The sequence below is a fragment of the Gelidibacter salicanalis genome, assembly GCF_007997285.1.
Lineage (GTDB): Bacteria > Bacteroidota > Bacteroidia > Flavobacteriales > Flavobacteriaceae > Gelidibacter > Gelidibacter salicanalis.
Genome location: NZ_VORX01000002.1, coordinates 367,200 through 380,344, shown reverse-complemented (window position 1 = coordinate 380,344; position 13,145 = coordinate 367,200). Strand labels below are relative to the sequence as shown.

12 protein-coding genes are annotated in these 13,145 nt (G+C 38.0%); 5 read left to right on the top strand and 7 right to left on the bottom strand.

Annotation, left to right across the window (positions count from 1 at the left end):
- Positions 1–61: 61 nt before the first annotated feature.
- The 6 genes from mraY to mraZ all read right to left on the bottom strand — a co-directional run bounded on the left by mraY (position 62) and on the right by mraZ (position 6,645).
- Positions 62–1,303 (bottom strand): phospho-N-acetylmuramoyl-pentapeptide-transferase, encoded by a 1,242-nt coding sequence (gene mraY, locus ES711_RS04745; RefSeq protein WP_146890732.1) that lies wholly within the window; start codon positions 1,301–1,303, stop codon positions 62–64.
- Between the two features lie 154 nt (positions 1,304–1,457).
- Positions 1,458–2,921: a UDP-N-acetylmuramoyl-L-alanyl-D-glutamate--2,6-diaminopimelate ligase gene (locus tag ES711_RS04740; RefSeq protein ID WP_146890729.1), complete on the bottom strand. Its 1,464-nt coding sequence runs from the start codon at positions 2,919–2,921 to the stop codon at positions 1,458–1,460.
- Entirely contained in the window at positions 2,921–4,864 is a 1,944-nt protein-coding gene (locus tag ES711_RS04735; protein WP_146891534.1) for a penicillin-binding protein, read from the bottom strand. The genes ES711_RS04740 and ES711_RS04735 overlap by 1 nt, the downstream gene beginning before the upstream one ends.
- Positions 4,865–4,917: 53 nt before the next feature.
- Complete coding sequence (locus ES711_RS04730; RefSeq protein WP_146891531.1) at positions 4,918–5,238, bottom strand: FtsL-like putative cell division protein; 321 nt, start codon at positions 5,236–5,238, stop codon at positions 4,918–4,920.
- 53 nt (positions 5,239–5,291) lie between these two features.
- Entirely contained in the window at positions 5,292–6,188 is an 897-nt protein-coding gene (gene rsmH, locus ES711_RS04725) for a 16S rRNA (cytosine(1402)-N(4))-methyltransferase RsmH (RefSeq protein WP_146891528.1), read from the bottom strand.
- Positions 6,175–6,645, bottom strand: coding sequence for a division/cell wall cluster transcriptional repressor MraZ (gene mraZ / locus ES711_RS04720; RefSeq protein ID WP_146890726.1), 471 nt, complete (start codon positions 6,643–6,645; stop codon positions 6,175–6,177). Before mraZ ends, rsmH begins: the two co-directional genes overlap by 14 nt.
- Positions 6,646–6,942: 297 nt before the next feature.
- Between mraZ and ES711_RS04715 the strand changes: the two genes are divergently transcribed.
- Together ES711_RS04715 and yihA are read left to right on the top strand one after the other, a co-directional pair.
- Positions 6,943–7,707: an alpha/beta fold hydrolase gene (locus tag ES711_RS04715; RefSeq protein ID WP_146890723.1), complete on the top strand. Its 765-nt coding sequence runs from the start codon at positions 6,943–6,945 to the stop codon at positions 7,705–7,707.
- Between the two features lie 112 nt (positions 7,708–7,819).
- Positions 7,820–8,434 (top strand): ribosome biogenesis GTP-binding protein YihA/YsxC, encoded by a 615-nt coding sequence (yihA, locus tag ES711_RS04710; RefSeq protein ID WP_211363050.1) that lies wholly within the window; start codon positions 7,820–7,822, stop codon positions 8,432–8,434.
- 74 nt (positions 8,435–8,508) lie between these two features.
- On the opposite strand, the gene ES711_RS04705 is transcribed toward yihA, so the two are convergent.
- On the bottom strand, positions 8,509–10,710 hold the full coding sequence (locus ES711_RS04705; protein ID WP_146891522.1) for a carboxy terminal-processing peptidase: 2,202 nt from the start codon (positions 10,708–10,710) through the stop codon (positions 8,509–8,511).
- A gap of 187 nt (positions 10,711–10,897) precedes the next feature.
- On the opposite strand from ES711_RS04705, the gene surE reads away from it, so the two are divergent.
- Genes surE through lpxB form a run of 3 tightly spaced genes read left to right on the top strand, consistent with a single transcriptional unit; the run spans position 10,898 to position 13,123 of the window.
- The gene (gene surE, locus ES711_RS04700; RefSeq protein WP_146890720.1) at positions 10,898–11,671 is read left to right on the top strand and encodes a 5'/3'-nucleotidase SurE; all 774 of its coding nucleotides are present in this window, start codon (positions 10,898–10,900) and stop codon (positions 11,669–11,671) included.
- Positions 11,664–11,948 (top strand): hypothetical protein, encoded by a 285-nt coding sequence (locus tag ES711_RS04695; RefSeq protein WP_146890717.1) that lies wholly within the window; start codon positions 11,664–11,666, stop codon positions 11,946–11,948. Before surE ends, ES711_RS04695 begins: the two co-directional genes overlap by 8 nt.
- Before the next feature lie 53 nt (positions 11,949–12,001).
- Entirely contained in the window at positions 12,002–13,123 is a 1,122-nt protein-coding gene (lpxB, locus tag ES711_RS04690) for a lipid-A-disaccharide synthase (RefSeq protein WP_146890714.1), read from the top strand.
- Positions 13,124–13,145 lie beyond the last annotated feature (22 nt).

Here is a 13,145-nt window from a genome sequence, read left to right as displayed (position 1 = left end):
TTATTGACAAAATTTCATTTGCCTCGACCCTAAATCTTAATTCGTACGTCGTAATTCAACATTATCTAATTTTCAAGGTCACAATTGACACAATGGCCAGTAAAATTCCTATAATCCAAAAGCGGGTCGCAATTTTACTTTCGTGATACCCAGATTTCTGATAGTGATGGTGCAAGGGTGCCATTTTAAAAATACGCCGTCCTTCGCCATATTTCCGTTTGGTATATTTAAACCAACCGACCTGCATGACCACTGATGCATTTTCCGCTACGAAAATTCCACACAATACCGGAATTAACCATTCTTTACGTACGGCAATGGCAATAACCGCAATGATTCCACCTATGGTCAAACTTCCGGTATCACCCATAAAGACTTGTGCTGGATAGGTATTGTACCATAAAAATCCAATAAGTGCTCCCACAAAAGCCGCGATATAAATGGTGATTTCTTCCACCCTGGGGATAAACATAATATTCAGATATTCAGAAAAAATGATATTTCCAGAAAGCCATGCAAATATGCCCAACGTGAGCACTATGATGGCCGACGTTCCTGCCGCCAATCCATCAATCCCATCAGTTAGATTAGCACCGTTTGATACGGCTGTAATAATTATGATAGTGACTAAAATAAAAATGATCCAAGCATATTTTTCAAGACTCGGACTGATCCATGTAACTAAATTTGCGTAGTCAAACTCATTTTCCTTGACAAAAGGAATAGTTGTTTTGGTCGATTTCTCCTCCGCTTTAAACAATTTTGAAGCTTCCACGTTAGGGTTCTCAGCTAAAATTTGTTTTTGCTGGGCAATTGGCAATTTCTCTTTGATCGTTACATTTTCATTGAAATACAAGGTTGCACCTACAATGATTCCTAATCCGACCTGCCCTAGAACTTTAAATTTTCCCTGTAAACCTCCTTTGTCCTGTTTGAACTTTTTAATATAATCGTCAATAAATCCGATAGTTCCCATCCAAAGCGTGGTGACTACTAATAGAATGATATATATGTTGTCAATTTTAGCAAACAGCAATACCGGAATTAAAGTGGCAATGATGATGATGATCCCCCCCATTGTTGGGGTGCCCGCCTTTTCAACCTGTCCGTCCAATCCTAAATCCCTAATGGACTCTCCAACCTGCTTCTTTTGCAAAAACTTGATAATGCGCTTCCCAAAAATTGTTGAAATTAATAACGACAGAATGATAGCCATAGCTGCCCTGAAGGTGATAAAACCGAGCAAAGACGATCCTGGAAAATCAAAGTGTTGTTTTAAAAATTCAAACAGGTAATAGAGCATTTTTTAGTATTGATTGTTGACCCGCCCGAACGTTCCTTTTCAGTACGGGCAGGTTGTTGATTAAGTTGAGTTATTCTTTATTCTTTATTCTTTATTCTTTATTCTTTATTCTTTATTCTTTATTCTTTATTCTTTATTCTTTATTCTTTATTCTTTATTTCCCAAGTTGCTTTAATACATCCTGAACAATTTTATAGTCGTCAAAATCAGTACGCACACCTTTCACTTCTTGATAGGTTTCATGACCTTTCCCGGCAATCAAAATAATATCATTGGGCTGGGCCATTTGACAAGCGGTTTTAATGGCTTGTTTCCTATCGGTAATGGACACAATTTTCTTATAATTTTGAGGCTCTACGCCTTTTTCTATATCTTCAATAATCGTTTCAGGAACTTCACTTCTCGGATTATCACTGGTAAAAATCACCTTGGTACTTAAAGCCGAAGCGATATGCCCCATTTTTGGACGCTTAGTTTTATCCCGATCCCCACCACATCCTACAACGGTAATGAGTTCTTCATTTTTTGTGCGAATAGCGTTAATCGTTTCTAACACGTTTTGCAAGGCGTCAGGCGTGTGTGCATAATCTACAATTGCCGTAATCTTGTCATCAGAAATTAGATATTGAAAACGTCCCGAGACACTTTCCAACTCACTAATCAATCTTAAATTTTCTCTTTTTTCAAGTCCTAACACTTCTGCGGCAGCGTAAATTGCCAGAATATTATAGGCGTTAAAATTGCCAATCAAGCGCGTCCACACCTCCTGATCATTGATTTTAAGCAACAATCCGGAAAGTTGATTTTCTAAAATCTGCGCTTTATAGTCGGCGTAAGTTTTTAAAGCATAGGTATATTTCTTTGCCTTAGTGTTTTGCAACATCACAAGACCATTCTTGTCATCTATATTCACTAAAGCAAAAGCGTTTTTTGGAAGATTGTCAAAAAACGATTTTTTCACATCTCGATATTCCGCGAACGTAGCGTGATAATCTAAATGATCGTGCGACAGATTGGTGAAAATTCCACCTTCAAAATGCAAGCCTTCGGTCCTATTTTGATGGATGCCGTGAGAGCTGACTTCCATAAAACAAAACTCTACGCCCGCTTCATTCATCAAACTCAAATATTTGTTGATGGTCAAAGAATCTGGAGTTGTATGCGTGGCTTTGTGCTCCTCTGTATCCACCATCACTTTTACGGTAGACAACAAGCCCACTTTAAAACCTGCCTTTTTAAATAAATGGTATAAAAGCGTGGCGACCGTAGTCTTACCGTTGGTACCCGTAACTCCCACCAATTTTAAATTTTCAGAAGGATTGTCATAAAAATTGGCCGCCATAAATGCCAACGCTCTACTGGCATTCTCCACGGTGATATAGGTAATTCCACTTTGAGTCTGCTCTGGCATGTTTTCACAAACCACAGCGACAGCTCCTTTTTGAATGGCCAAATCAATATATTGATGCCCGTCAGTAACACTCCCTTTAATAGCTACAAAAACGTCCCCTTCAGCAATGTTGCGCGAATCGAAATGCACGGCATTAACTGCCACACTGGTATTCCCGACAACAGCATTGATGGTAACCTTGTATAATATGTCTTTTAACTGTGCCATTAAATATTTAATAAGACTTCCTGATTTCTTTTTATTTTATTTCCTTTTTCGATGGATTGTCTTTTAACAACACCCACACCCTCAAGTTTTACAGTTAGACCCATATTTTCCAATAGTGCGACTGCATCCATGGTAGGCATTCCCGTCACATCTGGCATGACAGTTTTATGGGTTTGCGCGACATCATAATAGGATTCAAAATCTTTATTCACTATGGTGCTTTGAATCCTCAATGTTTCCACTTCATCCGTAATAGGCGTGTCCGTAAATATTTTTTGCGCTATAGCCTTGAATACTGGGCCAGAAACATCAGAACCATAATAACCTTTTTTAGTACTTGGTTTGTGGATGACCACAATACAAGAATATTTAGGGTTTTCTGAAGGAAAGTAGCCTGCGAAGGACGAAATATATCTTTTGTTTTTTGACCAATCGTCCATCCAATATTCTGTTTGAGCAGTTCCCGTCTTTCCAGACATTGAAAATGTAGGTGAATAAAGACCTCTACCTGTTCCTCTTTCAACAACATTTTTGAGTATTTCCTGCAGCTTCCCAATGGTCTCTTCAGAAGCAATTCGTTCTTCAATGACGTCCTTTTCAAACTTTTCAACAACATGATCAAACTCTCTTACTTCTTTTATAAATCGAGGTTTCACCATCTCACCATTATTGGCTACAGCATTGTAAAAGGTCAAGGTTTGAAGTGGTGTTAAACTTAAATTATAGCCATAGGCCATTGAAGGCAGAGCGTTCTTACTCCATTTTTTATCTCCTGGAGATGGAATGTCGGGTTTGCCCTCTCCTTGAATCGCAATACCTAGTGGTTTATCGAGGTGCCAACTTTTTAATCGATCAATAAATTTGTCCGGTGTTTTTGAATAGCCATCATTAATGACTGTGGCAAAAGCAATATTTGAAGACAATTCTAAAGCACGGGCTACAGAAATTTTTCCATAGCCACGAGAATCATAGATAGTTCGTCCGAAAAAACGTTTATACCCACTTCCAGTATCAATAACATCTGAAGTATCAATTACTTTGTCCTCCAAAGCGGCAGCCAATGCCATTAATTTAAAGGTAGATCCTGGCTCGTGCGATTCTCCAACAGCATAGTTCAGTTTCTCATAATAATTACCATCTGTAGTTTTTCCAAGGTTGGAAATTGCTCGAATCTCGCCGGATTTAACTTCCATTACTATGACGCTCCCGTGTTCTGCCTCGTAATACACTAGCTGTTTTAGCAAGGCATGATGCGCAATGTCCTGAATATTGACATCTAAAGTTGTATAGACGTCATAACCATCTCTGGGTTCAATCTCATTATAATCTGTAATGGGCTTCCATTGACCTTTACCGATTTTTTGTTTCAAGCGGTGCCCGTCAGTTCCTTTCAAATACAATTCGCCGAAAGCGCCGTCAATACCAGCTCTTGTCACATAGCCATCATCATCTGGACGTTCGTACCCGATGGTTCGTTGCGCAATTCCTCCCATTGGATGTTCGCGCTTTGTGGTTTGCTCAACAATAAGTCCACCTCTAAATGCACCTAGATTCAATAATGGAAAATTTCGAAGTCGCGTATAATCCGTATAATTTATATTGCGGGCCAAAAGAAAATACCTGTTCTTATTGACTCTTGCTTTACGCAACACTTGTTGATAGTAACTGGAGGATTTTCCATTGTATTTTGACAGAGAATCACTTAACGGTTTTAGATATTTTTCAAAGGTTTTGTTTGTTGGCGTTAACGCGTCAAAGCGAATGTCGTATTTAGGAATTGAAGTTGCTAGTAAACTCCCATCAGAGGCATACACATTACCACGATTAGCAGGGATGGTCACATTTTGCACAGTGCGCTTTTCAGCTAACTCACGGTACTTGTCGCCCTGCACCATTTGAATGGTGAACAATTTGAACACCACTGCCAAGGCTATTACAAACATGACGCCTGCAACAAAATACAATCGGTTCAATATCTTTTTCTCTGGGTCTGCCACTAATTATCCTCTGATTTAACTTTTATTTTTTTTGGTGGGTTTGAAGAAGGCACAATGCCTTTTTCTGCCATTTTTTGTACAATTCCTGACTCCATCTTAAGCCGCATCAACTTTGATCTGCCATCTACAAAAGCGGAACGCCACTCTTTTACTTCATTATTTAAACGTGCAATATCGTGTACCTTTTGATCGGCGCTGTGCGAACTTGCAATCATCACAATAGCCAAAAAGGAAATAAAAAGGATGATTCTCCAATTTTTGAAGGAATCATCGCTGACCAAAAATTTACCTCTTAATATGTGATAAATATTATTTTTCATTGTAGCTCCCACAAGGGCAGGATTTCTTTTTAATTACACTTCATTTTTTGGACTTATAGTTTCTCAGCCATACGCAGTTTTGCACTTCGCGCTCTGCTATTCTCTTTAATTTCTGCTTTAGATGGCACAATCAATCCGCCAACTTTCTTTAAAGGCACTTCATAATTTCCAAATACATCTCGCTCAGGCTCTCCTTCAAACAATCCGTTTCTTATAAACCGCTTTACCAATCTATCTTCTAAAGAATGATAGGAGATGCAACATAAGCGACCATCTTTTTTTAAAACCTCTGGCGCTTGCAGTAAAAACTCCTTTAAGACTTCAATTTCTTGATTCACTTCTATACGAATGGCTTGATAGATTTGCGCCAAGACTTTATTCTCATTTTTATGTTTCACAAAAGCCTTCAAAACATCCTTAAGCTGCTCGCTAGATTTTATGACCTCAGTGGCACGCGCTTCAACAATCCTTCTGGCCATGGCTGGAGCTTGACGCAACTCACCGTATTGTAACAACACATCCGCAATTTGCTCTTCATCATATTTATTGATCACATGGTAGGCTGATAATTTATTATCCTGATTCATGCGCATGTCCAAATTAGCTTCAAACCTAGTGGAAAATCCACGCTCTGCTACATCAAATTGATGGGACGACACTCCAAAATCAGCTAAAATTCCATCCACTTCTTTAGCGCCGTAAAAACGCAAAAAACGTTTCAAGAATCGGAAATTCTCATTGATCAGTGTAAAACGCACATCGTCAATAGTGTTTTCAAGCGCATCTTTATCCTGATCAAAAGCGAATAATTTGCCGTTTGGTCCTAATCGCATTAGAATCTCCTTACTGTGACCGCCTCCGCCAAATGTGACATCAACGTACACCCCATCAGGCTTAATATTTAAGCCATCCACTGTTTCAGTAAGCAAAACCGGATTATGATAGTCCATCTGTGTCTTCATCTTGTCCCATAACTTCTTCGGCTAAATCTGCAAAATCATCAGCCGCGTCATCTATAGCTTGTTCGTATTTATCTTTATCCCAGATCTCCACAATGTTGATTGCTGAAGAGACTACAATCTCTTTAGAAATCCCAGAAAAAACCATTAAGTCCTTCGGAATCAATAAACGACCTGCGCTATCTACCTCCACCATTTTCACTCCTGCAGTAAATCGTCTGATAAAATCGTTGTTCTTCTTTTTGAAGCGATTAAGCTTGTTCATTTTTTGCATCAACGTTTCCCATTCGGTCATTGGATACAATTCTAAACAGGGCTGAAAAACCGCTCTTTTTAAAACAAAACCGTTTTGAAGTGCAGGTAACAGCTGTTTTTTGATCGCAGCAGGTAACATAAGCCTACCTTTGGCATCAACTTTACATTCGTATGTCCCTATCAATGAGTTCAAAAGCTTTTGTTTGTTTTAGTAACGACTAAGATTCAAATATATTGAAAATATTACCACCTTTTACCACAATTTACCACATTTGTTGATAAGTTTAGAATTTCGTAGCTTATTTTCGACAAAATACATTATAGTGAAAATGACAAGACCTTGTTTTTCAAGTGCTTAAAAAGTGGGATAAAACTGGAGATGACGCTGTAAACAACTATTGTAGAAGTAATGTTTGGAAACTGTTCAAAAAGAAATAAAATTTGAATGAAATAACTATATTTGTTTTTTATGATTAACTGCTAACCATTAATGAGACACCTCTTAAAAAAAGAAAAAAATTACCGTTATATTGAAGTAGGCGAAGGCAAACCCATCATTGTTCTGCATGGATTAATGGGCGGATTGAGTAATTTTGATGCTGTGTTACATTATTTTGGAAACAAAGGTTATAAGATAATTATTCCGGAATTACCGATTTACTCTATGTCTTTGCTCAAAACCAATGTGCGAAGCTTTGCAAAATATCTGCATGATTTTATAGCGTATAAACAGCTGGACGACGTTATTTTATTGGGAAATTCTCTAGGCGGACACATCGGTCTTTACCACACCAAACTCTATCCAGACAAAGTAAAAGCACTTATTATTACAGGAAGTTCAGGATTATATGAAAGTGCCATGGGTGGTGGGTACACCAAACGTGGCGACTATGAAGTAATCAAAAAAAAAGCACAAGACGTGTTTTACGATCCAGCAGTTGCGACCAAGGACATTGTTGATGAAGTTTACGAAACCGTCAACGACAGAAACAAACTCATAAAAACCTTAGCCATTGCCAAGAGTGCCATTAGACATAATATGGCTAAAGACCTTCCAAAAATGAATTTACCAGTGTGCATCATCTGGGGAAAAAATGATAGTGTTACCCCTCCGGAAGTTGCTGAAGAATTTCATCAGCTTTTACCAAATTCAGACTTGTATTGGATTGATAAATGCGGACACGCGGCCATGATGGAGCATCCGGATGAGTTTAATGCCATACTTGATGCGTGGCTAACAAAACGGAATCTCTAAAGATCTCGAAATCTTAAATACGCGTCTCTGTGAACTATTAGATGACAAATTAGAATAATCTAGCGCTACATAAGCTATTCTTCGCGACCTTTGCGTTTAAAATTAGAACATCATGATCATTAAAACTGCCGAATTTATAATGAGCAATTCCGATGTGGACAAGTGCCCAAAGGATACCTTACCTGAATATGCATTTATTGGTCGAAGCAATGTTGGAAAGTCGTCATTGATCAATATGCTGACCAACCATAAAAATTTAGCAAAAACCTCTGGAAGACCTGGAAAAACCCAGCTTATCAATCATTTTTTAATCAATAAAAGTTGGTTTTTGGTCGATTTACCGGGGTATGGTTACGCACGTGTTTCAAAATCATCTAAGAAAAAATTTCAGAAATTTATTACTGATTTTTTTGAAAAACGCCAACAATTGGTGTCTGCATTTGTTTTGATCGACTTACGTCATGAACCTCAAAAAATTGATTTGGAATTTATGGAATATATGGGCGAAAGCGGCATACCGTTTTCCATCATTTTTACCAAGGCCGATAAACTTAAACCGAAGGCTATTGCGCGCAACGCAGAAGCCTATATGAAAGAGCTTTTAAAAACCTGGGAAGAAACTCCTAATTATTTTATCACATCTTCTACATCTGCCGTAGGACGTGATGAAGTGTTGCAATTTATTGACGAAACCAATCATGAAATTAATACCTTAAGACAACATTAAACTTTCAACTTATCACATAAAAAAAGCTCCAAAGTATTTAGAACCTTGGAGCTTTTTTAATGGTTTAAAGTGGATTACTCTTTTACATTATTTGCAACTTTCTTTACTAAATATGTCGATTTAAGATCGTTCAATACATTTAGAGCCTCCTCAACATAAACATCATGACTTAAAGCCTCGTGCCAGCGCTCGCGTTTTACTCGCAACACACTGTCTGCTGCCATTAACTTATTTTCATAAGGTAGCGAGGTAAAGGTCAGATTGGTTTTATAATCTGTCAACTTCTCAAATTGTTTGGCTTCATCTTCGTTTAATTTCAGAGCCGCCTTATAGTTGTCATAATTTAAAGAATACTGTTCTTTATCTCTAATGCGCTTTACCCATTTGGCATTCTCATCAATAAGTTTTAAATGTTCATTTTGCGAGATTCTCGCATTGCTATTTTCGATAGCCTTCTTATAATCAACATAATTGCTCCAAACATTGTAATCTGTAGCATCAATTTTGTCATAGGCCATGGGATTATCTTGGTTTTTTTCGCCTAATGCGATATAACTGTAACGGTCCGGAACGACCACATCACTTTTCACGCCTTCCAATTGGGTTGAGCCACCATTGATCCGGTAGTATTTTTGGATGGTGTATTTAAGCGCCCCCATATCGCCACCTGTATTGTTCTTCACCATACGGTTTAAGTCCAACACCGTTTGCACGGTTCCTTTACCAAATGTTTGCTCACTTCCTATAACTAAAGCGCGTTTATAATCTTGCATTGCTGCGGCCAAAATTTCTGATGCTGAAGCGGAGTTTTCGTTTACCAAAATCACCAACGGTCCATCCCAGGTTATTGATTTATCTTTATCCTTAAGTACTTCTTTTTGACCTCCGGTAGTTTTCACTTGAACAATAGGACCCTCTTTTATAAACAATCCAGCCATATCAATTACCGTTTGCAGAGATCCACCTCCATTATTTCGAAGATCTAAAACCAATCCTTCAATATTCTCTTTCTTTAAACGTTCAATTTCTTGCTTGACGTCAGTTGCCGCATTGCGTTCATTATAGTCATCCATGGTCACATAAAATCCAGGAAGATTAATAACCCCAAACTTCTTACCATCCTTATTGACTGTGGTCGATTTGGCGTACACTTCCTCCAATTCTACCACATCTCTGGTAATGGTCAAGTCTTCAATAGTACCATCTACTCTCTTCGTGGTTAAAATAACGTCGGTTCCTTTAGGGCCTTTAATCAATTTAACGGCCTCCTCCAAACGCATCCCTACCACATTTACGGAAGGTTCATCATCTTCTTGTTTTACTTTTAGAATTTGATCACCAACCTCTAGTTTATTTTGTTTCCAAGCTGGTCCTCCACTAATAATTTCAGTAATGGTAATCACATCCATTTTCTTTTGTAGTCGTGCACCAATTCCCTCAAATTTTCCGGACATTGCCACATCAAAACGTTCTTTGTCTTCAGGAGCATAATAAAAAGTATGTGGATCAAATTCGGCAACAATTGCGTTCAAATACATCGCGAACCAATCTTCACGCTGACGCTCTTCAATATAATCATAAAGTTCATTCAAGGAATTCAAGGTGGTTTCACGTGATTCTTTTTCCAATTCTGACAAAGACTTTTTCTCTTTAGTTTCTACAAGTTTTTCAGAAACCGTAAACCCCTCTGCTTCACCTTCAATAGTGGTCATATCTTTCACTTTATTCTTTTTGGAAAGTGTATTTTCCTGTTGTGAAATTAAGTCGTCATAATTTGCAATGGTAGAAAATTTAAGTTGGGTTCTCCATCGCTCCCGCATTTCCTTTTTAGAGTTTACGTAATCGAGGTTCTTATATTCTGTATTTATTTCTTCATCAATCGTAAAATCGAACGGATTTGCCAACACTTCTTGGTACATGTCTTTAGATTCTGCCAAACGTTTCAACAAGCGTTGATGCGTTAAATTAAAAAATGCCAAATCTTGATTTTTCAACTGGTCATCAATTTGATTTTTATAGGCTTCAAATTCTTTAATATCTGAGGCATAGAAATACCGTTTGAAGGGATCTAATTGATCTAAATAACTTTTAAAAACCTGCTCAGAAAATTCATCGTTTATTTCTTTCGGACTAAAGTGACCTTCACCCAAAACATAGGTAATAAGCTGCATTAATAACTTATCTTTATCTGGATCTTCAAAAGTTTTAGTAGTAAAACTGCATGACGCGAATGCCAACATAAGCGCCAACAATAAAATTTTATAATTCCTTTTCATAATATCTTTCATATGTAATAGTGGCATTATTCAGTCTAATGGGACTAGACGCTTTATTATTTTGTACTAAAGTAAAAGAAAAAACCATGCCAATAAAATCAATGCCTACTAATTTTTTGTTAAACCTCCCGTAATAGGATAATAACGTCTATTTTATGTATTTTAGCACTCTTAACACGATGACAGAATGAATAAAAAACCATTGATTTTAGTAACAAATGATGACGGCATAACCGCCCCAGGAATGCGAACATTAATTGAAGTTATGAAAACCATTGGCGAAGTAGTTGTAGTTGCTCCGGACAGCCCGCAGAGCGCGATGGGCCATGCCATAACCATCAACTCTACGTTGCATGTTGAAAAAGTTCAAATTGATACGGATGACTTAGAATACAGTTGTTCTGGCACCCCTGCCGACTGTGTAAAACTGGCGGTCAAACAAATTTTGGGAAGACGTCCTGACATTTGCGTTTCCGGCATTAACCACGGCTCCAACTCGTCTATAAATGTTATTTATTCCGGTACGATGAGTGCTGCTTTGGAAGCAGGAATTGAAGGTATTCCGGCCATCGGTTTTTCGCTATGCGATTACAACTGGAATGCAGACTTTGAAGCCTGTAAGCCCTACGTTAAAACCATTGTTGAAAATGTATTGCAACACGGTTTACCCGAAGGCGTCGTACTGAATGTCAACATCCCTAAATTACCCCAAAAAGAGATTAAGGGCATCAAAGTTTGCCGCCAGGCGAAAGCCAATTGGGAAGAGGAATTTGACAAGCGAAAGAATCCTCAAGGCCGCGATTACTATTGGTTGACCGGAAAATTTGTCAATTTAGACCAGGGAGAAGATACTGATGAATGGGCTTTGGAAAACGGTTATGTTTCTGTGGTTCCCGTACAATTTGATTTAACCGCACACCATTACATACAAAACTTAAACTCCTGGAATTTAAATGATTAAAAAGGAACTTTTTATCGGGTTTTTGGTTGGATTGATCGCCAATACCATCGGATTTATTATCGCTATTCTCATTTTCGGAAATGGCGAAGACATTGCGACCGCATTTAGACAATCACTGGCCCAAGGTTTCTTTAGTAAGTTGGTAAGTATGGGAGCCCTACTCAATCTTGTAGCATTTTTTATGTTTATTAAAGTGAAACGTGATTACCGGGCTAGAGGGGTGATTTTTGCTACCATAGTGGTAACAATTGTCACATTTTTAGTAAATTACAAATAGAAAAAATAGAATCTATATTATTTTCCTAATACTCTAATCGGCATTTAACGAAGATGAAATATTATATAATTGCAGGTGAAGCCTCAGGAGATCTCCACGGCGCCAATCTCATGAAAGCATTACAAAGGCAGGATAGCGATGCACAGTTCAGGTTTTGGGGTGGCGATTTGATGCAAGCTGTAAGTCCTACCTTAGTTAAACATTACCGCGACTTGGCATTTATGGGTTTTTTAGAGGTGGTGATGAATTTAAAAACCATAACTAAAAACTTGGCATTCTGCAAGAAAGATATTGAGAGCTATCAACCAGATGTGATTATTTTCATCGACTATCCTGGCTTTAATTTACGCATCGCAAAATGGGCCAAACAAAAAGGTTTTAAAACCCATTATTACATTTCTCCACAAATATGGGCTTGGAAAGAAAATAGGATTCATGATATCAAACGAGATGTTGATAAAATGTACGTCATTCTCCCGTTTGAAAAATCATTTTACGAAGACAAACACAACTATCCTGTTGAATTTGTAGGACACCCTTTAATTGACGCCATTGCTAACCGTACACAAGTGACGGAAAAACAATTCAGAATCCAGCATAAGCTTTCCGATAAACCGATTATTGCCTTGCTACCGGGAAGTAGAAAGCAGGAAATTCAAAAAATGCTGGCCGTCATGTTGAGCGTGGTCAAAGATTTTGAAGACTATCAATTTGTAATCGCAGGCGCACCGAGCCAAGATTACGAATTTTACACGAGCTTCATAAACAATGAAAACGTCTCCTTTGTGGACAACCAAACTTATGATTTGCTCAGCTTGTCCTCCGCTGCCCTGGTCACGTCAGGAACGGCAACTTTAGAAACCGCCTTATTTAAAGTGCCCGAGGTAGTTTGTTATAAAGGCAGTTGGCTCTCCTATCAAATCGCTAAGCGAATCATCAACCTCGATTATATTTCCTTAGTGAATTTAATAATGGATCAGCCCGTGGTGACGGAGTTAATTCAGGACGATTTTAATACCAAACGTTTAAAAAAAGAACTCCACGCCATATTGGAAACTAAGAAACGCGACACTCTTTTTATGCAGTATTTTGAATTGGAAAAGAAATTAGGAGGGAAAGGCGCGAGTGCAAAAACCGCAAAGTTGATTTACACAGACTTACAAACTATTTCCTGATTTAATTTTGTGAGTTTGGTTA